This window comes from Nocardiopsis ansamitocini (assembly GCF_030268225.1).
Lineage (GTDB): Bacteria > Actinomycetota > Actinomycetes > Streptosporangiales > Streptosporangiaceae > Nocardiopsis_D > Nocardiopsis_D ansamitocini.
This window is the reverse complement of sequence record NZ_BSQG01000009.1, coordinates 145,095-168,335: the sequence shown is the minus strand read 5'-3', so window position 1 is coordinate 168,335 and position 23,241 is coordinate 145,095. Positions and strand designations below refer to the sequence as shown.

Genomic DNA, 23,241 nt, shown 5'->3' with positions numbered 1-23,241 from the left:
AGCTTTCCAGCGCCGATGGTACTGCCTCCTTGCTGGGGTGGGAGAGTAGGACGCCGCCGTAATTGATGTTGGTTGGGCTCGTTTGGTTGCCTCTTGTGGGGGTGGCTGGGCGAGCCCTTCCGCATTTTCAGGGGTGTTTGTGTGTTGGGGGGGCGCTGCCCCCCCTTTTTTTTATGAACGGGGTGGCTTCCTGCCCTCGCAACGTCCAGGCCGGCGTGCGGCACCGGCTGTCAGATTTTCCAGAAGAGCCGTCCGTACGACTCGGGCCCGGCTCTCCTGGTGAAAACGAGTGGTTCTCACGGCGGGGCGGTATGCGAAGCGAGCTGATCCTTTGTGGTTGCGGGTCTTCAGAGACTCCGGCTGCTTCCACTGCTTCCCCAGAAGCGAGAAGCGGGGGGAGAACTTCCCGCCAGACGCGCCCAGTGGCTGACGTCGCTGGTCCCTCCTCGGGGCCCTCAGTAGCTAATCGCGCGGGTCTCCTGGACCCGCTTCTGCGCCTGCCTCCGCCCGAACACACGGGTGATGGAGGAGTTTAGGGCGTGAACTTTTCCCCGCGAGAGGGAAGCCAAAATATCGACAAAGAGACACGTCGATAACTAGATATCATGCCTGTCCGAAATTCGACCGCCACTCGTCCGTCACCAGGCCGAACGGGCGCACGGCGAAAGGGAGAGGTGCGCGTGCAAAAGTGTGCCCGGGGACGCGTCGAACCGCGGGCAGCAGACCGCCTCGGCGGGGGCCGACCGCTCCCCACCGAGGAAAGGGGTCGGGTTACTCCTCTTCGGAATCGACTCCAGAAGGGGTCTCCGCTACCTGGCGTACAAGTGCCATAAACTCTTCGTCGCTCATGGCCGCCCAGTCAACACGTTCGTTCATGGTGACCGGTGTCCCCCGGTTCAAGATCAATAAGCGCGGAACTCGGCCAATTGCCGGAGGAGTTTAGGTAAAGTTCGGGTTTCGTGCTCTTTTCGAACCCGACTGTGCCTTTGACGTGGGGATTCTCGAACCGTCCAGGTCAGATCTTGCGTTGGAGCGCGCTTCGGCACTCTGGGCAGCGGCAGCGCTTGTTGTAGCCGGTGAGCGTTCCGTGCGGCAGCGAGGGGTCGCGCTCGGCGGTCAGTGTCGTGTCGAGCTGTTCCCCGAACGCGCCGAGAATTCGGGCTGCTGCGAACACCTGTTGAGGACTTACCCCAAGGTCGCGGGAGGCCTCATCGATATGGGCCCCCATTCTGAGTTTGGCGATCAGCCGGGACCGCGTGGCAGGCGGCAACTCCTCCTCCGCGTTCGCGATCAACTGGTTGGTGTCGTCAATGGGGTAGCTCATCGGTTTCCTTGTTAAGGCGCGTGAGGGAGGCACCCTCCGCAATCCAACCTGAATCGTACGCCGTGTGCGGACAGGCTGTGACGAACCACTGCTCAGAGGTGTGATTCCTGCCTCCGCGGTCGTGTCACGGGGCACTGGTCGCCATTTGTGAATAGGTCAGGCCACGTGGTCCGGCCCCGGACACGGCGAGCCGTACCCGGTCACGACAAGACGGCGTCGTGGCTCTTCGACGTGGGGCAGGACCGAGTGCGGCGTGGATCTTTCTGATCATCTCAGGTTTCCTCGAGGCGGCCCGAGCCCACACCGTTGGGGTGCCCAAGGGCTTCACCCGACTGCCACCCCCGTGGTGGCGCTGGTGACGGGCATGGGTGCTTGGATCCTGCGCACGATTGCGACGAGAACGGGTTATGCCGTCCGGGGCGGCGTCGGTGCGGTGGGCACCGCGGTCGTGGGTGCGGCGCGGCCGGGAGGGCCGGCCGGTTCCGCCAGGCTTCTATGTCTGTTGTTGATCGCGCCTGGGGCATGGACCTGAAGCTTCTGCACCGATCCGAGCGTGCCGCACGCGTGGTTCTGGTGAGTTTGATACCAGAGTGAATAAGGATGCCGATCGGACCGGTTCACTGAACCGGTCCGATCCTCTGTTACCACTTCTGCATCCGCAAAAGCAGTGGATAACTGCCGTTGAATCCATTGGAAAGCAGCCCGCCCCCAACCGCGTGCCGCCTAAGAACAGTGTTTCGGGCAGTGAAAATTCGGCATTCGTCGACTAATTTCTACGAATGCATTGCTAGCTGCTAGTGGTAGTGCTTCTCTGGTTTGCACGACCACCACTCCCCCGGCAGGTACGGATACGAGGTAATGACCAGCCCCATCGTTCGCCGTCGTCGCCTCTCAGTGGAACTCCGCCGCCAGCGTGTGCAAGCGGGGATGACCCTCAGCGACGTCGCAGAGGAACTCGAATGGTCACCGGCGAAACTCGGTCACATCGAGACGGGCATCCGCAAGTGGCCCTCGGTGATCGAGGTTTCGGCCCTGCTCAGTCTGTACGGAGTGCGAGGCGGGCAACGCGACGCCATTCTCACCCTGGTGCGTGAGTCGCGGTTGCGGCCCTGGTGGACCGAGTACGAGGACGTCGTCCCATCCGCCTACATCGGGAACGAGGCAGGAGCCGTTGCGATCGACTCCTACGCCGGCATGCTTGTCCCCGACCTTCTCCAAGCCCCCGAGTACACCGCTGAACTCGCCCGGGCCAGAGGGCGTGACGGTGCAGCCGTCGAGCGTACGGTCGCCGCCTATCTCAAACGCCAGGAGATTCTGGACCGGGACAATCTGGGGCGCTACCACGCTCTGATCGAGGAGGACGCGCTTCAACGTGTCGCCTCCCGGTCGGAGGCACTGCACGCCCAGCTGCGCAGGCTCATCGAACTCGCCGAGGGCGACAGTCGGGTCACCGTTCAGTTGTTGCCGACCTCGGTCGGGCTGCATGCCGGAGCCGCCGGCCCCTTCACGGTCCTCGAGTTCGACGAAGGCGAGAGTTCCCTGGCCTACGTGGAAGCGACCCAGGGGGGAGCGATCGTCGAGGACGAGGCAGCGGTTGAGCGCTGCCAGGAGGTGTGGCGGCGACTTGTCGACGTAGCGGTCGACCCCCTGGCGACCATCGTCACGTTGAAACGCCTCGACCTGCTGACCTGAGCATCCCGTCATCGGTCCCCTCCGGAAGGTGACACAACCGGCAGTCTTCCGTTCTTCAGGAGTTCGGCGGCCAACACCGCGGTTGCCCACCGTGCTATTGGCCGATTCGGGCCAGCCGCCGTCATGGAGCCCGGTGGTCGCTCCACGGCACATGGGAGTCGCAGTACCTTTTTGAGCTTGGTGGACGTCTTTGCCCGGGGTGTCGCAGGCCGGAACCAGGACGCTCTCTGGCAGGATCGAATCCGTTTCCCGGTCCGGCGACGCCCGGGGCGAGTGCGAAGGTTCGTCATGCCTACCAGGCACAGTCTCGTTCTGGCGTCCGGCGTGTGGAACAGGCCCCAGCGGGGGTTGCTAGGCTACTTGTGGACAAACCCATAAAGTGCTCTACCGACGCCATCCGGCTCGGCCGGACATGATTACCGGCCGCTTTTCGCCGCGGCCGGGCCGTGCGTCGAGACTTGTTCCAAATCCGTGTAAGGAAGTTAAGGGGTCCTCGCCGTGAAGAAGATCATCGTCCTGGTGCTGGTGGCCCTCGGGGCGTTCGCCGTCTACCGCAAGATCCAGGCCGACCGCGCCGAGCTGGACCTGTGGACCGAGGCCACGGCCGCTAGCGACAACTAGCCCCGACGGCGTCCGCCACGGTGCACCCGAGGGTGCCCCGGCGGTCGCCGGGGGACAAGAGCGAGCCGAGAGCGCCGGACGGCGCCTTTCGGTTCACTTCCCGGCATGCAGCCGCCGTCGACCCGACTCGCTCGGGAAGCGGTATGCTCTTCAATCGTTGGCGTTCGCCCGTGTCCCACGGGGATGCGACAATGGATCGGACGAGGGGCCATAGCTCAGCTGGCAGAGCGCCGGTTTTGCATACCGGAGGTCAGGGGTTCGACTCCCCTTGGCTCCACAATCGAATAAGCAGGACAGCAACACGCACTGGGGCCGTCCACTCGACAGAGTGGACGGCCCCAGTGTCATTGCGGCCGGCACGAGCGGTGCACACGGCCTTCGTGATCCGGAAGCGGGCGGCGCGGCGTTTCGGACGCCGGCACCGCACCACACACCGGCTTCGGGAGCGGCAGAATCACCGCTGCGAGCGTCGCAGGCGCACCACGCAGGGTTTTCCCTGTTCCGGCGCGGAGCGGGCTCCTGAGTGCACCAGGGCCCCGTCGTCGCCGACCAGTCGGCCCCGAGGCGGAAATCAGGGGCGATCTCAGGGTTGTTTCATTGGCCTTGCCAGGGGGCGATCACCGATCATGGACAAGTAGACCGGACAGCAGCCCTGTGCAACAGGAACTCGACGCCATCGTGCGGCAAGGAGTGAACGTGGCCGTGTACAACCCAGCACCTCCTCCCGCCCCCTACAGCGGTGGTCGTGGTCCCGGCCCGTCGTTGCGGCTCACCCATGCCGACCGGGACCAGGTGGCCGAGCTGCTCCGGACGGCCTACGCCGACGGCCGGCTCGACGAGGAGGAGTTCGACGACCGTTTGGGAAAGGCGATGACGGCAAAGGTCCAGGGCGACCTCGAACCGTTGTTGGTGGACCTCGCGGTCGCCCCCGCCCAGGCTCCAGGGATGCCGGCAAATTCTGCCGAGCCCACCCGGGAAGAGCGACTGTGGGCGATGGGCGGTCACCTCTCCGGCTATTTCACGCTGGCGATCGGGCCGCTCGTGGTGTTGCTCGCCAAGGGCGGCACCTCCCACTACGTGCGCCGCCAAGCCTTCGAGGCGATCAACTACCAGCTGAACTTCCTCATCGCGTGCGTGCTCCTTCCGGTGCTGGCCATCCTGGTCCTGCCGATCATCGCGTTCGTGTTCATGTTCTTCGGCTGGCTCGTCCTTCCGCTCGTCGCAGGTCTGGCCACGGCGCTGGGAGCCAACTGGCGCTACCCGTTGACTTACAGGCTGATCAAGGACCCGAAGGCGCCCAAGACCGCCCGCCCCGGTGCTTGCCGTCAGTGACTGCACCGGATCCGGGACAACGCGTGAAAACGCACCGACACACCAGTGGCCCCGCGATCGCTCGCGGGGCCACTGGTCGTCGGGTGGAGCAGTCGGCTAGTTCTTCACCCGGCCGTTGAGCTCCCGTGCCGCGTCCTTGGCACCCTCGGACGCGGTGTCGGCGGCCTCCTGCGTCTTCGCCGCGGCACCCTCCGCCCCGCCCTTCAGCCGGTCCTTGGCTTCCTTGGCCTTGGTGGCGAGCTGGTCCTTGGTCTCGCGCACCTGCTCCCGGGCGTTGTCGAGGTTTTCCTGCCACTCGGCGTCCTGGGACGCCTGGCGCAGTTTGAGCACCCCGTACAGGGCCGCTGCACCGAGTGCACCAACGCCGATGACCACGAACGAGCGCGAGAGCCGACGGCGACGCCGGACGGCAACCGGCTCGACCCGGTGAGCGGCTGCGTTCAGCAGTTCTGCCACCCGCGGCGCTACGGTGTCCTCCACCCGCTGGGCCGCCGTTTCGAGGCGAGGCGCGGTCCAGCCGCGAGCCTGGTGGATGCGCAGAGCCGCGCTCTCCTTGGCCTGGTCCGCGTAGGGCCCGAAGCGTTCGGCCTGGTCGCGAGCCAGTCCCTGGAGGCGGTTCAGTGCCTCTTCGGTCTCCCATTTGGCCTTACGACGCTTCAAGGTGATGGACACGTCGTCCTCCTTCGCACTAGTGGCTGCTGAGTAGTCCCCTGCCCGATCTACCGTCGGCTATGCGCTGACGGTTGCTCCCGAAGCCCGCGATCGGCCTGTTATGGGGGTGTTACCTCAACATACGTGGTCGATGTGGATCGGATCACGCTAGAACCGCCGTGTCCCGGACCTCTCCTGGCGGAGTGCGCATTCACCGCGGCGGACTGAAGCGGACGGTAACGTGTGGGGTGGTAAGCACACACAACGGAAAGGCACCCAGGTGTCTGAGGCTAACGGCCAGCTTTTCGCACGGCTGAACACCAACAAGGGCGACATCGTCGTCAAGCTCTTCCCGGCCGAGGCGCCGAAGACGGTTGAGAACTTCGTCGGCCTCGCCGAGGGCACGAAGCAGTGGGTGGACCCGCGCACCGGTCAGTCCACCAGCAGCAAGCTTTACGACGGCACCGTTTTCCACCGCGTCATCAAGGGCTTCATGCTCCAGGGCGGCGACCCCCTGGGCAACGGCCGCGGTGGTCCCGGGTACCGCTTCGAGGACGAGATCCACCCGTCCCTGAAGTTCAACCGTCCCTACCTGCTGGCGATGGCCAACGCGGGCCCCGGCACCAACGGTTCGCAGTTCTTCATCACGGTGGGGGCCACCGACTGGCTCACCGGCAAGCACACCATCTTCGGTGAGGTCGTCGAGGGCAAGAACGTCGTGGACGAGATCGCCACGATCGCCACCGACCAGATGGACAAGCCGCTGGACGACGTCGTGATCCAGTCCGTCACGGTCGAGCGCAGGTAGGCTCCGCCTGATATGAGCGCCTCCCAGCCGCCCACGCCCCAGGTCGTTCCCACCTGTTTCCGGCATCCCGACCGCGAGACCTACGTCAGCTGCAGGCGGTGCGGTCGGTCGATCTGCCCCGACTGCATGCGTGAGGCAGCCGTCGGCTTCCAGTGCGTCGAGTGCGTGGCCGAGGGCAACAAGGGCGTGCGGGAGGCGCGCACCACCTTCGGCGGAAAGGTGGTGGCGCGGCCCTACGTGACCTGGACGCTTCTCGGACTCATCGGCGCGGGTTTCCTGCTCCAACAGGTCAACCCGCAGATGACCGGCCAGTTCTCCATGTGGGGAGCCGGCATCGTTCTCGGTGACCAGTGGTATCGGCTGATCACAGCGGCTTTCCTGCACGGCGGTATCACCCACCTGCTGTTCAACGGCTTTGCCCTGTACGTATTGGGTCCGCAGTTGGAGAACTGGCTCGGGCACGTGCGCTACCTGGCACTGTGGCTGGTCAGTGCGATCGGCGGATCGGTGCTCAGCTATCTGGTCGATCCCGCTCAAGCCTCGGTGGGAGCGTCAGGGGCGATCTTCGGGCTCTTCGGTGCGATCTTCGTGATCGGTCGTCGGCTCAAGCTCGACACCCGCTTCATCGTCGGGCTGCTGGCGGTCAACCTGTTGATCACTTTCGTCGTCCCGGGGATCTCCTGGACGGCGCACATCGGCGGTCTCGTCACGGGGGCGCTCCTCGGGCTGGTCTACGCCTACCTGCCTCGTTCGGGAAACCGGGCGGGACGGAGCCGCGACCTCACCCACGGGGCGCTCACCGCAGCCATCACCCTTGTCCTCGTCGCCGCTGCGGTGGCCTGGACACTGTTCCTGCGGGGCTGAGGCAAAGAACGCGTCAGGGCCCGGTACCGATTACGGTGCCGGGCCCTTTGCGTAGCTTGAGGAGCAGCACCGGGGTGCTGCTTGGGACAGCCATGCCCACAAGGGACTTTTCCCCTGTGGATAACTCTGTGGACAACTGGTTGGTCAGCTGTGGATAAACCCTGTGGAAATCCTACGGAGCAGGGACAACAGGGCCGGTTTCGTCTTGTGGACAGCTAGCGCCAGCGTGTGGAAAGAATCATCGCGATAACAAGGCCGCTGAAGCCGATCGCGAGGTTCCAGTTGCCGAGGTCTCGCATGAACGGGATGAGGCCCCCGGCGATGTAGTAGACACCGATCCACAGGATGCCCAGGAGGCCGAACGTCACCATGGCCGGGGCCAGCCACCGCGGACTGATCTTCGGCTTGGCGGCGGTCGGCGGCGGAGTGTAGACCGCCTTCTTCTTTCGATCGCTGCGGGACTTGGGCACGGTCACTGCTCCAAAGACGAATCGGGCCGGGCTTATCCAGACTGAAGGTTCAGTGTACGACCCAGACCACTCTCTTGGGGACGTCGAGGGGGATCTCTTCGCCGGCGGAGAAAACAGCAGGCAACGACGCGGGCGCCGCCCGGACCACGGTCCAGACGACGCCCGAGACACCTCTCGGTCAGTTGTCCCTGCCATCCTCCCAGGGGAACCAGGAGGGGAAACCGTCCTCGGGACTTCCCTCGCCCCCGTCCGGCGGCGGATCCGACTCGGGCGGATCCGACTCGGGCGACTCGCTGGGCTGTTGCGGTTCGATCGCGAAGACGACCGTGACCTCACTGCCCGGGTCGACCATGGCGTCGGCCCCCGGATCCTGGCGGATGGCGGTCCCCGGAGTCGTTCCGGCGGCCTCCTCCTGCTGGGGGTTCAGGCCCAACCCGAGTTCTTCCAGCCGGGAGCGCGCCTGGTCCTCGTTCAACCCGCTCAGGTTGGGTACCTTCACCTGGCTCACAGCCTTGGCCAGGACCACGTTCACGCTGGTCCCTGTCTCCACGGTGGAGTCGATGGCGGGATCGCTCTCCAGGACGGTGCCTTCCGGTGCGGAGCCGTCCTCGCGTTCCGATGTGCTGCCCAGTTTCAACCCGGCGTTGTTCAGCGCGGACTCGGCCTGGTCCTTGGTCATCCCCTGGATGTTGGGGACGTCGGTCTGGCCGGTGCCGCTGGAGACCACGATGGTGATGGAGGTCCCCTCGCTGATGGACTGCCCGCTCGGCGGATCGGTCCCTACGACGAGTCCCTCCTCCACGTCTTCGCTGGCCTGCTCCTTGGTGTCCTGGGCCACGTTGGTGAAACCGGCGTCGGTCAGTTCGGTCCGCGCTTGTTCGACGGTCTCACCGGACAGGTCGGGGACGGTGATCGCCTCCGCCCCACCGCGCAGGAACAGCCACCCGATGAAGACGAACGAGCCCAGGACAGCCAGGGCCAACAACGCCAACAGCGCCTTTTTCCTGGTGTCGCCGCGGCGGTCGTCCTCGTCGTCGTACTCGTAGTCGTCGTCGTACTCGTCACGCCGGTTCTGGGTCGGCGGCAGCATCGTCGTCGAGCCCGCGGCCCCCATGGCCATCGTGCCGGCCTCGGTGGGCATCCCCTGCATGCCGCGCTGGATGTCGGCCCGCATCTCGGCGGCCGACTGGTAGCGCTCCTCCCGATCCTTGGTCATCGCCCGGAAAACGATCTCCTCGATCCACTCGGGGATCTCGGGGTCGAGTTCGGACGGGGGGACCGGGTGCTCGCGAACGTGCTGGTAGGCGATGGAAACCGGAGAGTCGCCGGTGAACGGGGGGCGACCGGTGAGCAGTTCGTAGAGCACGCAGCCGGTGGAGTAGATATCGCTGCGCGCATCCACGCGCTCACCCCGTGCCTGTTCGGGCGAGAGGTACTGCGCGGTGCCGATGACCTGTGAAGTCTGGGTCATCGTGGCCTGGGAGTCGTTCATCGCCCGGGCGATACCGAAGTCCATCACCTTGACCTCGGCCTGCTTGGTCAGCATGATGTTCGCCGGTTTGATGTCACGGTGCACGATGCCGTTGCGGTGACTGTAGTCCAGCGCACGCAGGATGCCGTCGACCAGTTCCACGGTGCGCTCGGGCAGCAACCGCCGGTCGTCGTCGAGCAACTCCTTGAGAGTCCGCCCGTCCACGTACTCCATGATGATGTAGGGGATGGAGACCCCGTCGATCATGTCCTCGCCGGTGTCGTACACGGCGATGATCGAGGGATGGTTCAAGGAGGCGGCCGACTGCGCCTCGCGGCGGAACCGCTCCTGGAAGATGTGGTCCCGGGCGAGGTCCGAGCGGAGCGTCTTGACGGCCACCAAGCGGTCAAGTCTGAGGTCGCGAGCGCGGTAGACCTCGGCCATGCCACCCCGCCCGATCACCTGGTCGAGCTCGTAGCGACCACCGAGTAGCCGTGGCTGAGACATGTCGTGAACTGTTCCTCGTGATGGGTGAACGACCCTGTGCGGTCGCTATCGGGTCATCGGTAGCGTGAAGCCTCTGGAGTTTCCTCCCTGGTTGACGCCATCCCCACTGTTGCCGGCGTCCCCGCCGCCCCCAGGATTGCCGCCGCCTTCTTCGCCGTTGTCGCCCCCGCCGTCGGGAGCCTCCGGTTCGGTCTCAGTCTCCTCGACCGGGGGTTCCGGAGGAGTCTCGGGCTGGGACTCGGGAAGCTCAGTGTCCGGAGTGCTGGGCTGCGGCGCGGGAACGTAGGGCTCGTTCGGTACCGGGGCTTCCCCGCCACCGGGCGCAGGAACCTCTCCGCTGGGGTCAGGGTCCTCTTCGGGGCTCGGAGACACTGACGGAGAAGTATCGGACACGGGGGAATTGCTGCCTGTCATCTCGCCATTTGGCTCATTCCCCCTCCACAGCGCCGATACCAGTACCACGCCGAGTGCGACCACCGCGACGGTGGCGACCAACGCGAAGACGACGGACCGGCTCGGGCGGCCGCTCGGTGCGGATTCCTCGGCAACCCTATCCGAGGCGTCCACGGCCGCCGGTGACCATTCCTGCTCCGAGGCGATTCGTCCGGTCTGAGAGCCGGACGAGGCGGTAGTCGGGGAGGTGATGGGACCGCTCACAGCTCCGGCCAGGACCGTCGGAGCGGAGCCGCTCAGGTTCAGCGCCTCGGTGGCCGCGGTGGAGTCGATTCCCGCGCGTAACCGTTGTGCGTGTTGTGCGACATCGGCAGCGGAGCCGGGACGGGCGTCAGGATCCTTCTCCAGCAGCCACTCCACCAGTTCGCGCACCGAGGTGGGAACGGATTCGGGCAGCGGCGGCGGCGCCTCGCGGGTGTGCATCAATGCCAGGGCCAGCGGGGTGTCCGCGGTGAACGGAGGGCGCCCGGCGAGGCACTCATAGGCCACGACCCCCAGGGCGTAGATGTCGGAGGCCTGGGTGGCCGGCCTGCCCGAGACCTGCTCGGGCGAGATGTACTGAGCTGTGCCCATGACCATGCCGGTCTGGGTCAGCGTCACCGACTCGTTGCCCCGGGCGATGCCGAAGTCGGTCAGCTTGACCGAGCCTTCTTCGGTCACCAGAAGGTTGCCGGGTTTGATGTCGCGGTGCACGATTCCGCGGGCGTGCGCGGCCGCGAGCGCCTGAGCCGCCTGGCACAGGACATCCAGGGCGGTGTCCGCGTCGAAACCGGGGTTGCGCTTGATGATCGTCGACAGCGACTCGCCCGGGACGAGTTCCATGACCAGGAACGCGGTGTCGTCCTGCTCGCCGTAGTCGTAGACCTGTGCGATTCCGGCATGGGACAGTGCCGCGGTGATCTGGGCCTCGGTCCGGAAGCGCTGTCGGGAGATGGGTTCGCCCATCTGCGCCGTGTGCAGCATCTTGACGGCCACGGGACGGCTGAGCAGTGTGTCGGTCGCCCGCCACACCTCGCCCATGCCACCCGCGCCGATCTGCTCCTCAAGGCGGTATCGGTTGCTCAGGAGGGAGCCGGCCCGGGTGAGGGGCCGGCCACCGGAGGCGTCGTTTCCGCTCACTCGTTGATCACTGCCTCCATGATCGCCTTGGCGACGGGAGCGGCGAGGGTGCCACCGCTGCCGCCACCGTTCTCGATCACGACGGCCACCGCGACCTGGGGGTCGTCGGCGGGAGCGAAAGAAATGAACCAGTTGTGGGTCTGTGCCCCGGACACCTCCGCGGTTCCGGTCTTGCCGGCCACCTGGATGCCCGGGATCTGCCCACCGGTACCGCTGCCCTCGGCACCCTCGGTCACCAGGATCATCGCCTCGGTCAGCTGGTTGGCGGTGCTGGAACTGACCGCCTGGCTGTAGACCTCGGGGCTGGTGGAGGCGATTTCCGCGGCATCGGGGCCCAAGACCTCGCTGACCATGTAGGGCTTCATGACCTGGCCGCCGTTGGCGATACCGCCTGCGACCATGGCCATCTGCAGCGGCGTGGCCTGCACGCTGCCCTGGCCGATCCCCGAGCGGGCCAGGTCGTTGTCGTCGGTGGGCGGCGGGTAGTGGCTGTCCTCGACCGGGACGGGGACACCAGGGAGTCCGCTGTCGAAGCCGAACGCCTGTGCCTGCTCGGTCATCGCGGTGCCGCCCAGTTTGAGCGCCCAATTGGCCATCGAGGTGTTGCAGGAGCGTTCCAGCGAGTGCGCGATGGAATCGGGGGCCCCGCCGTTGCAGGCGCTGCCGAACGCGTTGGGCAGCGCCGGGCCGCCGTTGGGCATCTCCAGAGTCTCGGGTGCGTCGATCGTGCTGTCGATCGTCTCGCCGTTCTCCAGGGCCGCGGCCGCGGTCACCACCTTGAAGGTGGAGCCGGGGGGGTACAGCTCGTTGAACGCGCGGTTCAGCAGCGGCTTGTTCTCGTTGCTGTTGAGAGAGTCCCAGGTCTCGACGGACTTGGTGGTGTCGCTCATGTCGGAGACGGCGGCCGGGTCGTAGTTCGGAATCGACACCGCGGCCAGGATCGCACCGGTCGAGGGGTCCAGCGCCACGGCCGCGCCCTTGCCGCTGGGGCTGTTGTTCTTGATCGCCTCCAACCCCGCCTGCTGGGCGTCGGGGTTGAGGGTGAGGGCGACGGTGGCCCCCTTCTGCTCGCTTCCCGTCAAGGTGTCCAGGAAGTTGCGCACCAGCAGGCGGTTGTCGGAACCGTCCAGGAAGGAGTTCTCCGCCCGCTCGACCCCGTAGGGGCCGAAGGGGTTGAACACGCCGACCGGGTGCGAATAGAGATCGCCGGCCGGGTAGAACCGCTGGTACTGGGTGCTGCCTTCGATCAGCTCGGAGTAGGCGATCTGTTCGTTGGCGACGAGGATCGGGCCTCGGGGGACCCGGAACTGTTCGGCTGCACCCCGGCGGTTGAACTCGTGGTCCTGGAGCCACTGGGCCTGGACCGCCTGGATCCAGGTGACGTTGAGCAGCAGGACGCCGAACAGTGCAAGGGAGAACAGAGCGAGTCTGCGGATGGGTTTGTTCATCGGGAGATCACCTGGGTCGCGCCCTCGTCCTGGATGGCCACGGGGGCCGGCTTGCGGGCGTTGTTGCTCATCCGGACCAGGAGGGCGAGCATGATCCAGCTCGACAGGAGGGCCGATCCGCCCTTGGCCACGAATGGGATGGTCGCACCCGTCATCGGGATGACGCGGGTGACTCCGCCGATGACGACGAAGGTCTGGAAGGCGATGAGGAAGGAGATGCCGGAGGCGAACATCTTGACGAACAGCTCACGCGAGGCCAGCGCGATGCGCATTCCGCGCTGAGCGAGCAGGGCCAGGGCCATCAGCATCACCATGACACCGGTCAGGCCCAGTTCTTCGCCGAACGCGGTGAAGATGAAGTCGTTCTGCACCTCGATGATGCCGCGGACCTCTCCGCCGCCGAGTCCTGCGCCCAGGATGCCGCCCTCGCCCATCGCGAACAGTCCGCCGACAAGCTGCTGGCTGGTCCCCGAGACCTTGCAGAACGCCTCGTCAGCCGAGGCCATCACCGCGTCGGAGCAGTACACATCGGGGTTGAAGGCGTCCAGCCAGGTGATCATCCGGACCCGGAAGTGCGGCACGAAGGGGTACAGCAGGGCGCAGGCGCCGAAGAACGCGGTCAGACCCAGGATGATCCAGGAGGACCGTTGCGTGGCGACGTAGATCATCGCCAGGAAGGTGCCGAACAGCAGGAGCGAGGTGCCGAGGTCGTTCATCAGGATGACCAGGACGATGATGCAGAAGCCCCACATGGCGGCCATCGGCGCCATGTCGCGCATCCGCGGCAGCTCCAGGACCTTGATCGGCCCGATCTTGATCGGCTTGCTGACCAGGGCGAGCACGTCGCGCTTGGTGACCATGTAGCCGGCCAGGAAGATCACCAGGGCGATCTTGGCGAACTCCGAGGGCTGAAGGCTGGTGAACCCCAGGTTGATCCATTGCCGGGCGCCGTTGACCGAGAAACCGAGGCCCGGGAGGAGCGGCAGGAGCAGCAGGACGACCGCGGCGAGCCCGATCAGGTAGGGATAGCGCTGGAGCGTGCGCGGTTCCTTCAGGAAGAAGACGATCCCCGCGAACACCACCATGCTGCCCGCGGTCAGCATCAACTGGGTCATGGAGCTTTCGGTCGCGCCCTCCGACGCGAACTCGGGCACCAACTGGGGAGCGTCGAGGATGCGCCACAGCATCGCGATTCCCAGCCCGTTGAGCAGCGTCGCCAGCGGCAGCAGCAGCGGGTCGGCGTAGGGGGCGAAGAAGCGGATGAACACGTGCGCCAGCAGCGCCATACCCGCGAAGGGAACCGCGTACATGAAGAGGCTGGGCGGCAGCTCACCGGTGTAGGCGAGGCCGGCCGAGATCATCGCGAACATCGTGATGCCGATTGCGAGGAGCAGCATCACGAGCTCGGCGTTGCGCCGCTTGACCGGGGGAAGGGCGGTCGTCAGTCCTTCGCTCATGGCGTGCCCTCCGTATCCGGGGCCGGTGCGGAGGGAAAGGCGGCGTCCGGTGTCGCCTCCGTGGTGGCCGCCGCGCCGCTGCCGTCGGCGACGTCGAGGCCGCAGGAGTCGGGGTCGGCCTGGCAGCCCTCGAACACCTCGCGCATTTCCGCCACGCGGGTCTCGGCCTCTGCGCGGCTCTCCACCGGAATGGTCCGTTGCACGGCGTCGCGCTGGGTCTCGGGCAGCATGGCCAAGGGGATGCCGGTGCGCTCGGCCTCCTCGGCCAGGCTGTAGCCGGCGACGTCGGTGTTGATGCCCTGGTAGATCGAGACCTCGTCGCCGTCCTGGCTGGGGCCGACGAAGTACTGATTGCTCAGGAACTGGTTGCCGAAATAGAAACCGGCGCCGGCCACGATCGCGACCAGCACCAGGAATGTCAGGACCATCGGCCACCAGCGCCTGGTGCGCGGGCGTGGCTCGGAGCTGTCATCGGACTCGTAGGCGGGGATCCGGTCCATCTCGGCGGTGTCGCTGGCCCCGCCGGCGGCCGTGTTCCGGGTGAGCCCCTGTGCCCGTCCCGCCGGTGTGTCGGGGGTCATCGGCGGTTCGCGGCGTTGGTCGGCGGCGCCCACGGTCGTGGCGTCGGTGGTCGGCCCGTGCGGGTCGGTCGCGGTGTCGATGACATCGGCGATGACCGCCGTGATGTTGTCCGGCCCGCCGCCGCGGTTGGCGAGGTCGATCAGACGTCGGGCGGCGCGTTCGGGCGTGGCCTCGGTGGCAAGGGTCTCGTGGATGGTCTCCTTGCTGACCACGCCGGAGAGACCGTCGGAGCACAGCAGGTAGCGGTCGCCGACCTGCGCCTCGCGCACGGACACGTCCGGGTCGACGTGGCCCTGGCCCTGGATGGCGCGCAACAGCAGCGAGCGCTGCGGGTGCGTGGCCACCTCGTCCTCGGTGATCTTGCCTTCGTCGACCAGGGTCTGGACCAGGGTGTGATCGTGCGTGATCTGGTGGAACTCGTTGCCGCGCAGAAGGTAGGCGCGGGAGTCGCCGACGTGGATCAGTGCGACCCGCGCACCCGACCACAGCATGGCGGTCAGCGTGGTCCCCATGTTCTCCAGCCGGGGCTCCTCGCGGACCTTTTGGGCGAGTGCGTCGTTGGCGTTGTCCACGGCGGCTTCCAGCGACTGCACCATCTCGCTGCCTGGGACGTCGTCGTCCAGCGGGATGAGCGAGGAGACCGCGAGTGCGCTGGCGATCTCGCCGCCGGCGTGGCCGCCCATCCCGTCGGCGACCACGAGCAGGTAGGGGCCCGCGTAGCCGGAGTCTTCGTTTCCTTCGCGAAGGCAGCCGACATCTGAGTACGCCGCGTAGCGGAGTGCGATTGTCATTTGCGTAGTTCCAGAACGGTCTTGCCGATGCGGATGGGCTGTCCGACGGTGATGGGCTGGGGGCGGGTCAGGCGGTTCTGACCGAGGTAGGTCCCGTTCGTCGAGCCGAGGTCTTCGACGATCCAGCGGCCGTTGTCGGAGAAGATCCGGGCGTGGCGACCGGAGGCGTAGTCATCACTGATGACCAGTGTCGCGTCCTTGGCACGGCCGATCGTGATCGGCTGGGAGGAGAGGTCGAGTGTGGTCCCGGCGAGCGGGCCCTTCGTTACGACCAGGGAACGGGGCTCGTTGCGGCGGCCTCGGGGTGCGGGCTTGGCGCGCCGTGGCTCGGGCCGGGCGCTACCGCCGCTGCGTTTCGCTTTGCTGGTGGCGGGACCGAACAGGTCGGTACGGATCACTCCGACCGCCATGATCACGAAGAGCCACAGCACCGCGAGGAACGCGAGCTTGATCAGCATGAGGGTCAAGTCGGACATTGAAGTGCTCTTCAGCCCCTGTCGTGCTCCGGCTGGGTCAGCGGTGGTGGCTCCGCCAGCGCGTCGTGTTCGCGTGAACCGTGCCTACCGCCTCGAGGAAGCCGAGTGAACCCATTGGACCCGGTAATTGTGCCCGATTGGTCAAGCATTTGGGATAAATTCCCGGTTGGGCTGGGGATGTCGGCACTTGAGTCGATCGATACGGCGATGGGCGAAACCCGCAGACCCACGGGTTTCGTGGTCGCGGGCCTCGCCCCTGTTGATGCTTGTTCTACTGCGTTTGTTCTCAGTCCCGGCGGAACGTCATTGTCGTCCTGCCGAGGCTGATCCGGGTCCCGTCCGACAGGCGCGTGCGTTTGACCTGCTGGCCATTGACGAACGTTCCGTTGGTGGAACCCAAGTCCACGAGGACTGCCTCATCGTCCTCGACTCGGATCTCAGCGTGGTGTCGAGAGACTCCGTTGTCCACCAGGCGAAGATCGCAGTCGGTCCCCCGGCCGAGCAGCGTCACCTGAGCGTTGAGCTCATATGCCTGCTCCGCGCCGTGGGAGGCGAGGTTGCCCTCGACGGTTGCGCCGCCCGGTGACAGCAGCAACCGCGGGTGGCCGCGCATGGCGTCGTCGTGCCGCGGGTGGTCGCTGACCGGTTGACGGATTCCGCCGCCGACCGGGTCCACCGTCGTGCCGCGGATGACTCCCGAGCGGATCCGGAATCTTCCGGTTTGCAGGTCGTCGGCGGCGTCGAAACGGACGCGCACCGGTCCCACGAACGAGTACCCCTGCTCTGTGGCGTACTCACGCGCCAGCTTGGACAGCTCCTGTCCGAGGCTGTCCGAGTAGACCTCAAGTCGTTCCTTGTCCGAGCCGGCCAGTTCCACGACGAAGTCGTTGGGCACCAGGGTGCGGCCCTGCGCCACGATGGCCGCGCGCTCGTCCATCTCCCGTTGGACCGCGCTGGCGACCTCGACGGGCTGGAGTTCCGACTTGAAGGCCCGCGCGAAGGTGCCTTCGATCATCCCTTCGAGCCTGCGCTCGAAGCGCTGGAGCACTCCCACGAGCTACCTCCCTTACTCCACGTCCCGATGTAGACGATCGTATCCGGGCAAGCGTGTCCTTTGCTTCACCGCCGCCCTTGGGGGCCTGCGCGGAGGCACTTCGGCCGTGCACGACCAGGGTTGCGATCGTGCTAACCTTTAACTCGTCGCCAGGGAGCAGCTCGAAGGAGCGGCCGGACCAGGCGACAGTATAAGTGAATGTCACTCGGGCGGGTGGCGGAACGGTAGACGCGCACGGTTCAGGTCCGTGTGTCCGAAAGGATGTGAGGGTTCAAATCCCTCCTCGCCCACAAGTTGTTTCTTCGCCGTGAGGCCCCGACCCGGAAAAGGGTCGGGGCCTCACGCGTTGTTGGTTCCTTTTCTCAGGTCGTGGCCGGAGTCAGCACTGGTGCCAGCGATTCCCAGCGGTCGATCTCGCAACCGTCGGCCCTGCTGAATTCGGAGTCCACCTCGGTGTCGCCCACATGGCCGACAACGGTGGCTGTCTCCGGGCCACCGTAGATAAAGGTGCATACCTGGCCATCGGGTACGGGCTGGAACGCCTCTGCGCCTGCGGAGGCCAGCGCCGCGCACGCGGCGGCCGGATCGGGGTGGTCGCCTCCATCCGGGGCGCAGGTCAGGGTCCAGGTACCAGGGGTGAAGCCGTCGAGGCCGGGTTCGTCGCCGGCATCGGGATCGGTGGACAGGGTGATGGTCAGTTCGGTTTCGGCGCGGTCCGCGCCGGCGCCCGCAGAGGGGGAGCCGGACGGCTGGTCGTCTACGTTGACCTCGGTGACCCCTTCACCGCAGCCCGTGACGAGGAAACCCACAGTCGCGAGCAGTGCGATCGGAGTCAGCTGGGTCGTCGGGATGTGCTTGCGCATAACCTGTTGGACGTCCCTCGGAGCCCCGTGGTTCCCGTTGGTGACCCGTATACGACGGATGGTGACGAAGGAGTGTGGCGGTGTTCGGTTCAAGCGTTCCGGTGGTCGGGGTCGACGCGGTCCCCGATGGGAGCTATCTCCTCGACGTCCGGGAGCAGGACGAGTGGCGCGCGGGCCACGCGCCGGAGGCGGTGCACATTCCCCTGAACGAGCTGTCCCAGCGGGCAGCCGAGGTTCCCCGCGACGTCCAGGTGTACGTCATCTGCCGGGTCGGAGGCCGCTCCGCCCAGGCCGTGCAGGCGCTCAACGACGCCGGGTGGCGGACCGCCAACGTGGCCGGCGGTATGAGTGCCTGGGCGCTCTCCGGGCGCCCCATGGTCAGTGAGACGGGTGCGGAGCCCGCGGTCGTCTAGAACGCCGGGGTCTTGGGACTGCGCCGTTCCCGTTCCAGACGCAGCAGGTACTGCTTGGCAGCGGTACCACCGGTGTAGGGGCCGCATTCCCCGGGGTAGTCCGGCGGTACGACCCGATGGCAGGGCAGGAACAGGCAGAGCGGATTGGTGGCCAGCGTGTTGGCCACGGCCCTGGTAGCGCTTGCCCGTCCGATCCTGGCTGCCAGGTCGGTGTGGAAGGTCGTCGATCCGTAGGGCACGTCCAGGAGGGACCGAAGGACCACCCGACCGAAGTCGCTGGTGAGTCGGAGGTCCAGCGGAACGGTGAACGCCGTCAGCCGGCCTTCGAAATAGGCGTTGAGTTCCTGGCGCACCGGTTCCAGCCAGGCGTCGTGCGGCCCGATCCGGGGTGACACCGCGCGTGCCAGCCGGGGGAGGACTGTGTCCTCGGAGTCGAATGAGCACGAGACGAGGCCGCGCGGGGTCAGCGCCAACGAAAGGAAGCCCACCGGTGTTTCGGCGGTCCCCGACACGACATCGAACGGAATCTCTCTCGGGGCCACTTGTGGCCGTCGCACCATTCCCGGGGGTACCGCGGAGACCGCGTTGATCAGAGCGTCGATGTCACGATCCACGGCATCTGCGTCCTCGGTCGCGGCGATCCGGTCGTTCCAGCCTTCTCGCCAGGTCCGCATCACGTTCGTCCCGCCTTCCGCCGGTCCCGCCCGACACAGCACAGGATGACACGGCAGGGCTGGTTCGCCGCTCCGACGCGGCGGTGCGGTGACGACGTTGATGTGTCGCGGCCACCTAATTGCCCCGACCTTCGGCGTTCACCTGCCCCAGACGAGGCCCGAAATGGCACTATGACGTGGTGAGCTTCGAGCCGGCAGCCTTCAACGCAGAGGCCGTGTTGGCCTCAGTGGCCGACGCGGTCGTGGTCCTGGACGACAAGATGCGGGTCGTGCAGTGGAATCCGGGCGCGCAGCGCATGTTCGGCTGGACCCTCGCCGATGTGCTGGGGCGTCAGGCCCCGATCGTGCCCGACGAGCGCATGGCCGAGTACCACGCGGTGCTGGAACGCGTTCGCCTGGGCACGCCGATGTCCCTCACCACCGTTCGGGTCACCCGCAGCGGGGAACACCTCGACGTACGGTCCAGCTACAACCGGCTCAACGGTGACGACGGGCGGATGGCCGGCTGGGTGTGCGTCCTCCACCAGCACACGGTCACCGCTTCCGAGATCGAGCTCGAACAACTGCACATGACCGAGCGCGCGCAGCTGGTGCGTCGCCTCACCGACGTCATGGGCGACATCAACGCCGATCTTCACGTCGACGACATCCTCGACCGCATCGTTCACTGCCTCACCGAGCTGACCGGCGCCGACGCAGGTGGATTCGCGCTGATCCAGGGCAACAGCCTGCGCCTCGTGAGTATTACCGGCCTCTCCGCCCACCTGCGCGGATTCGAGGCTTCGCTGCGGGCGAGCCTGTTCGGGGAACTGCTCGCGAGTGGAAAGACGGTGCTCCTGGCCACCGACGACACCAGGACGTTGAGCGACCTCATCTGGTCGGACCTGGAAGGGCTGCACACGATCGCCCTGGGCGTGTCCAACGTGCAGAGTCGTCCCTACGGTGCGCTGTACGCGCTCTACAGCAGGCGCAAGGTCGGACACATCGAGTTGGAGCTGCTGGAGTTGATGGCCGCGCACGCCGGTGTGGCGCTGGGCAACGCCATGGCCTACCAGGAGATGGTCCGCCAGCGTGCCCACGAACAGGCGATCGTGGACGCCAGCGCGGACGGGATCTCGGTGCTCGACCATTCCGGTCGGGTGCGCAAGTGGAACCGGGCAGCCGCCGAGCTCACGGGGTACGCGTTCACCGATGTGGTCGGCAGGCCGCCGCCGTTCCCGCTTCCGGTGGTCCGGGGGCAACTGGTCAAGCACCGGATGGAGAGCGGACGTTGGCTGGAGATCCTCCTCGCGGACATCACCGGAAGTGAGGAGCGGGTGGTGGACTTTCGCGACATCACCCCGGCCAAGGCACTGGAGGAGCAGAAAGACCTGTTCCTCGCCACCGCCGGCCATGAACTGCGCACCCCCCTGACCGTGGTGCAGGGGCTCTCGACCACGCTGGACCGGCACTGGGACCAGATGGACGACCTCCAGCGCCACGAGCACGTCGGTACGATCGCCGATCGCGCGCAGACGATGACCCGGTTGGTGAACAATCTGCTGCTGGGGTCGCAGGCCGGAACCGGGAGCCTGGTGGTGCGCAACGGGGTCTTCGACGTCCGGGAGCCGCTGCGGCGCGCGATGACCGCCTTCGCCTCGCTTTCGGACAAGCACGAACTCTGTCTGGAACTGCCCGAGGAACTGCCCGACGTGTACGGCGATCCGGCTGCCAGCGACATGGTGATCAGCCAACTGCTGGAGAACGCCTTCAAGTACTCCCCCGACGGAGGGCGGGTGACGGTCTCAGCGGCGGAGGAAGACGGTCTGGTTGCCGTGACCGTGCGGGACGAGGGGGTGGGAATCGAGCCGGCTGACACGGAGCGGATCTTTGAACGCTTCGTGCAGTTGGACGTGGGGGACCGCCGAAGGTTCGGCGGGATCGGCTTGGGCCTCTACATCGTCCGGCGATTGGCCAGAGAGCAGCGAGGGGACGTCACTGCGCACGCCGACGACCCCGGAGGAACGCGGATGAGATTCACCTTACAGTCCGTCAATTGAGTGTCCCCGGAGGCCCGGGAAGGACTTGACCTGTGCTTTCGGTGAGATGGTCCGGTTGGGATGAAGTGATGGGCGGCTGTTGATCGAGACCCGGATGCGGGTTTCCATAGTGTTCCAACCGGGCATTTCGGCCCTGGTGGGATTTGATTTCAGGGCGCTTCTCGGCCGAAGCGACAACCAGATCAGACAAGCAAGGGCGTGTCCGCACCGCAACCTTCGCGCAACCGGATCAGCGCCCGGTGCCCGCGGGGATCAGCACGCTCGGGAACGGGAGAAGGACGTGTCGAGGGCCGTACTGCTGCCACATGTGCCGTCGAGTGTCACCACCGCGCGTCAGCACCTGTGTACCGACCTGCACGAATCAGGGGTGGCTACCTCCAAGGTGGAGGACGCCGCGCTCATCATCAGCGAACTTCTCAGCAACGCCTTGAGGCATGCGGGCCCGTTGCCGCCGCCGTTTCCTCCGGACTCCGTACAGGTCTCCTGGAACATCGTCGTCGAGTCTCCAGAGACCCCGACGGGTGGGTGGGTGGAGATCTCGGTGTGCGACGGGGGCGCCGACACCCTGCCGCGTGTCGCGCATCCCTCCCGTTCCGCCCTCGGCGGTCGGGGATTGGGCATCGTGCAGCACCTTGCGGCCAAGTGGGGGACCGAAGTGGACGGTGAGACGACGACAGTGTGGGCGGTCATCGACATTCCGGTCGCCAAAGCCGTCCGCGGCGACGCCGTCATCCCCGATCTGACCGCGGTGTTCTCGACCGCCCCAGCAGGTGTGGTTCCTCGTTCCCGCACCGCTGGAACGTGAGAAAAAAGTCCGTTCCGTGAACGTCGACCACGGAGCTCGACAGTGGTGCGGCGAAACACCGCCACCTAAGTGGCCAGGGCCCTCGGTGACCGCTACAGTCACGACTGTGGAGTTGAAGATCTCAAGTCAGTCTCAGGCCGATCACGCACTGGTTGCCGTTCGCGGTGAGATTGACCTTTACACAGCGCCGCTTTTGCACAGTGAGCTCGTCAACGCGTTGGACGACGGGGCCACCAGGCTCGTCGTCGACATGTCACGGGTGGAGTTCTGCGACTCCACCGGCATGAACGTTCTGTTGTCGGCCATGAAGAGGTCCCGGGAGAAGGACGGCGACCTCGAACTGGTGGCCCCGCGTCCAGCGGTGATGAAGATCCTGGAGATCACCGGTCTGGACTCGGTCTTCACCGTTCACGACTCGGTCGACGCGCTCGGCGCCACCGTGGGTACCGCAGCCGCCAAGTAGAGACAGGGGAGGCAGCGTGTCTTCTCCCTCAGGGGCGGACGGGCACGGCCGCGTCGCGGTCGTCATCGCGGCTAGGAACGAGGCGCAGCGGATCGCCGCAACGGTTCGCGCCGCCAGCGGCCTGCCCGGAGCGGACCTCGTCATCGTCGTGGACGACGGTTCCACCGACGACACTGCGGCCGTGGCGACGCAAGCCGGAGCCCGCGTTTTCCGGCATGGCCGCAACCGCGGCAAGGGCGCGGCCATGGAGACCGGTGCTGAGGGCGTGCGGCTGGTCGAGGAGCACGAGGCCGCCTCCGGAGTCGCCTCCGACCCGCGCCACCTGCTGTTCCTGGACGCCGATCTCGGCGTCACCGCCGCGGAGGCCGCGCCACTGCTCGACCCGGTGCGCGCAGGGAAAGCCGACATGACGATCGCGCTCTTCCCGGCCGGTCGTACCCGCCTCGGCGGGCACGGCTTCGTCGTCGGCCTGGCCCGAGACGGAATCCGGCGCGCCACCGGCTGGGAGGCCGAACAGCCGCTCAACGGGCAGCGTTGTCTGACCCGCTCGGCATTCGAGGCGGCCCTCCCCCTGGCCGCCGGGTTCGGCGTGGAGACCGGACTGACCATCGACCTCCTGCACGGGGGCTACACGGTCCAGGAGGTCGAGGTGCAGATGGAGCACCGGGCCACCGGCACCGATCTGCGCGCCCAACTGCATCGCGCCCGTCAGTTCGCCGAGGTGGGAAGGGCGCTCGCGGCCCGCGAGCTGGTCCCCGCGGCGCGCCGCGGAATACGTCGCGTGGGCGACCGTCTCCGAGGCGTGTCCCCTGCACGGCCCAGCCGGCTCCGGCGACGCCACGACGAAAAACACTGAAAGTATCC

At 66.6% G+C, this 23,241-nt stretch carries 22 protein-coding genes, 2 tRNA genes and 1 riboswitch; of the genes, 12 read left to right on the top strand and 12 right to left on the bottom strand.

All coding sequences use genetic code 11. The features are described from left to right. Window positions 1–1,015: 1,015 nt before the first annotated feature. Window positions 1,016–1,324: a hypothetical protein gene (locus QSJ59_RS20885; RefSeq protein WP_285761420.1), complete on the bottom strand. Its 309-nt coding sequence runs from the start codon at window positions 1,322–1,324 to the stop codon at window positions 1,016–1,018. A 154-nt stretch (window positions 1,325–1,478) separates the two neighbouring features. Further along, window positions 1,479–1,544, top strand: a riboswitch (guanidine-III (ykkC-III) riboswitch). Window positions 1,545–2,182: 638 nt separating this feature from the next. Here QSJ59_RS20885 and QSJ59_RS20880 point away from each other — a divergent pair. The 4 genes from QSJ59_RS20880 (at window position 2,183) to QSJ59_RS20865 (ending at window position 4,969) form a co-directional block, all read left to right on the top strand. Beyond that, a complete protein-coding gene (locus QSJ59_RS20880) occupies window positions 2,183–3,016 on the top strand; it encodes a helix-turn-helix domain-containing protein (RefSeq protein ID WP_285761419.1) in 834 nt (277 codons plus the stop codon). A gap of 498 nt (window positions 3,017–3,514) precedes the next feature. Continuing rightward, window positions 3,515–3,637 carry a DLW-39 family protein gene (locus tag QSJ59_RS20875; protein ID WP_285761418.1) on the top strand — a complete coding sequence of 41 codons (123 nt, stop codon included), beginning with the start codon at window positions 3,515–3,517 and terminating at the stop codon, window positions 3,635–3,637. Between the two features lie 204 nt (window positions 3,638–3,841). Next, window positions 3,842–3,914 (top strand) — tRNA-Ala (locus QSJ59_RS20870). Window positions 3,915–4,333: 419 nt separating this feature from the next. Continuing rightward, on the top strand, window positions 4,334–4,969 hold the full coding sequence (locus QSJ59_RS20865) for a DUF1707 and DUF4870 domain-containing protein (protein WP_285761417.1): 636 nt from the start codon (window positions 4,334–4,336) through the stop codon (window positions 4,967–4,969). Window positions 4,970–5,065: 96 nt separating this feature from the next. On the opposite strand, the gene QSJ59_RS20860 is transcribed toward QSJ59_RS20865, so the two are convergent. Next, a complete protein-coding gene (locus QSJ59_RS20860; protein WP_285761416.1) occupies window positions 5,066–5,641 on the bottom strand; it encodes a hypothetical protein in 576 nt (191 codons plus the stop codon). Between the two features lie 259 nt (window positions 5,642–5,900). Here QSJ59_RS20860 and QSJ59_RS20855 point away from each other — a divergent pair, with 259 nt between their 5' ends. Further along, window positions 5,901–6,428 (top strand): peptidylprolyl isomerase, encoded by a 528-nt coding sequence (locus tag QSJ59_RS20855; RefSeq protein WP_285761415.1) that lies wholly within the window; start codon window positions 5,901–5,903, stop codon window positions 6,426–6,428. A gap of 12 nt (window positions 6,429–6,440) precedes the next feature. Beyond that, window positions 6,441–7,292 carry a rhomboid family intramembrane serine protease gene (locus tag QSJ59_RS20850; RefSeq protein ID WP_285761414.1) on the top strand — a complete coding sequence of 284 codons (852 nt, stop codon included), beginning with the start codon at window positions 6,441–6,443 and terminating at the stop codon, window positions 7,290–7,292. A 215-nt stretch (window positions 7,293–7,507) separates the two neighbouring features. Here QSJ59_RS20850 and QSJ59_RS20845 read toward each other — a convergent pair whose 3' ends face one another. From QSJ59_RS20845 to QSJ59_RS20810, 8 genes are all read right to left on the bottom strand, one after another. Beyond that, a complete protein-coding gene (locus tag QSJ59_RS20845; RefSeq protein WP_285761413.1) occupies window positions 7,508–7,762 on the bottom strand; it encodes a cell division protein CrgA in 255 nt (84 codons plus the stop codon). Window positions 7,763–7,940: 178 nt separating this feature from the next. After that, window positions 7,941–9,740: a Stk1 family PASTA domain-containing Ser/Thr kinase gene (pknB, locus tag QSJ59_RS20840; RefSeq protein WP_285761412.1), complete on the bottom strand. Its 1,800-nt coding sequence runs from the start codon at window positions 9,738–9,740 to the stop codon at window positions 7,941–7,943. 45 nt (window positions 9,741–9,785) lie between these two features. Continuing rightward, a complete protein-coding gene (locus QSJ59_RS20835; protein ID WP_285761411.1) occupies window positions 9,786–11,312 on the bottom strand; it encodes a serine/threonine-protein kinase in 1,527 nt (508 codons plus the stop codon). Continuing rightward, on the bottom strand, window positions 11,309–12,760 hold the full coding sequence (locus QSJ59_RS20830) for a peptidoglycan D,D-transpeptidase FtsI family protein (protein ID WP_285761410.1): 1,452 nt from the start codon (window positions 12,758–12,760) through the stop codon (window positions 11,309–11,311). The genes QSJ59_RS20835 and QSJ59_RS20830 overlap by 4 nt, the downstream gene beginning before the upstream one ends. Beyond that, window positions 12,757–14,217 (bottom strand): FtsW/RodA/SpoVE family cell cycle protein, encoded by a 1,461-nt coding sequence (locus QSJ59_RS20825; protein WP_285761409.1) that lies wholly within the window; start codon window positions 14,215–14,217, stop codon window positions 12,757–12,759. Before QSJ59_RS20825 ends, QSJ59_RS20830 begins: the two co-directional genes overlap by 4 nt. Further along, on the bottom strand, window positions 14,214–15,590 hold the full coding sequence (locus QSJ59_RS20820) for a Stp1/IreP family PP2C-type Ser/Thr phosphatase (protein ID WP_285761408.1): 1,377 nt from the start codon (window positions 15,588–15,590) through the stop codon (window positions 14,214–14,216). The genes QSJ59_RS20825 and QSJ59_RS20820 overlap by 4 nt, the downstream gene beginning before the upstream one ends. Next, on the bottom strand, window positions 15,587–16,066 hold the full coding sequence (locus QSJ59_RS20815; protein ID WP_285761407.1) for an FHA domain-containing protein FhaB/FipA: 480 nt from the start codon (window positions 16,064–16,066) through the stop codon (window positions 15,587–15,589). Before QSJ59_RS20815 ends, QSJ59_RS20820 begins: the two co-directional genes overlap by 4 nt. 286 nt (window positions 16,067–16,352) lie before the next feature. Continuing rightward, a complete protein-coding gene (locus QSJ59_RS20810; protein WP_285761406.1) occupies window positions 16,353–17,120 on the bottom strand; it encodes an FHA domain-containing protein in 768 nt (255 codons plus the stop codon). 207 nt (window positions 17,121–17,327) lie between these two features. On the opposite strand from QSJ59_RS20810, the gene QSJ59_RS20805 reads away from it, so the two are divergent. After that, window positions 17,328–17,410 (top strand) — tRNA-Leu (locus QSJ59_RS20805). A 72-nt stretch (window positions 17,411–17,482) separates the two neighbouring features. Here the strand turns inward: QSJ59_RS20805 and QSJ59_RS20800 are convergent. Further along, the gene (locus QSJ59_RS20800; RefSeq protein ID WP_285761405.1) at window positions 17,483–17,983 is read right to left on the bottom strand and encodes an SSI family serine proteinase inhibitor; all 501 of its coding nucleotides are present in this window, start codon (window positions 17,981–17,983) and stop codon (window positions 17,483–17,485) included. A gap of 80 nt (window positions 17,984–18,063) precedes the next feature. On the opposite strand from QSJ59_RS20800, the gene QSJ59_RS20795 reads away from it, so the two are divergent. Next, window positions 18,064–18,396: a rhodanese-like domain-containing protein gene (locus QSJ59_RS20795; RefSeq protein WP_285761404.1), complete on the top strand. Its 333-nt coding sequence runs from the start codon at window positions 18,064–18,066 to the stop codon at window positions 18,394–18,396. Here QSJ59_RS20795 and QSJ59_RS20790 read toward each other — a convergent pair. After that, the gene (locus QSJ59_RS20790; RefSeq protein ID WP_285761403.1) at window positions 18,393–19,070 is read right to left on the bottom strand and encodes a methylated-DNA--[protein]-cysteine S-methyltransferase; all 678 of its coding nucleotides are present in this window, start codon (window positions 19,068–19,070) and stop codon (window positions 18,393–18,395) included. The two genes, QSJ59_RS20795 and QSJ59_RS20790, sit on opposite strands and share 4 nt — an antisense overlap. Window positions 19,071–19,249: 179 nt before the next feature. Between QSJ59_RS20790 and QSJ59_RS20785 the strand changes: the two genes are divergently transcribed. The 4 genes from QSJ59_RS20785 to QSJ59_RS20770 all read left to right on the top strand — a co-directional run bounded on the left by QSJ59_RS20785 (window position 19,250) and on the right by QSJ59_RS20770 (window position 23,233). Continuing rightward, a complete protein-coding gene (locus tag QSJ59_RS20785) occupies window positions 19,250–21,109 on the top strand; it encodes an ATP-binding protein (RefSeq protein ID WP_285761402.1) in 1,860 nt (619 codons plus the stop codon). 280 nt (window positions 21,110–21,389) lie between these two features. Continuing rightward, window positions 21,390–21,914, top strand: coding sequence for an ATP-binding protein (locus QSJ59_RS20780; RefSeq protein ID WP_285761401.1), 525 nt, complete (start codon window positions 21,390–21,392; stop codon window positions 21,912–21,914). A 118-nt stretch (window positions 21,915–22,032) separates the two neighbouring features. Continuing rightward, entirely contained in the window at window positions 22,033–22,377 is a 345-nt protein-coding gene (locus QSJ59_RS20775; protein WP_432707513.1) for an STAS domain-containing protein, read from the top strand. Between the two features lie 16 nt (window positions 22,378–22,393). Further along, a complete protein-coding gene (locus tag QSJ59_RS20770) occupies window positions 22,394–23,233 on the top strand; it encodes a glycosyltransferase family 2 protein (protein WP_285761399.1) in 840 nt (279 codons plus the stop codon). Window positions 23,234–23,241: the final 8 nt, after the last annotated feature.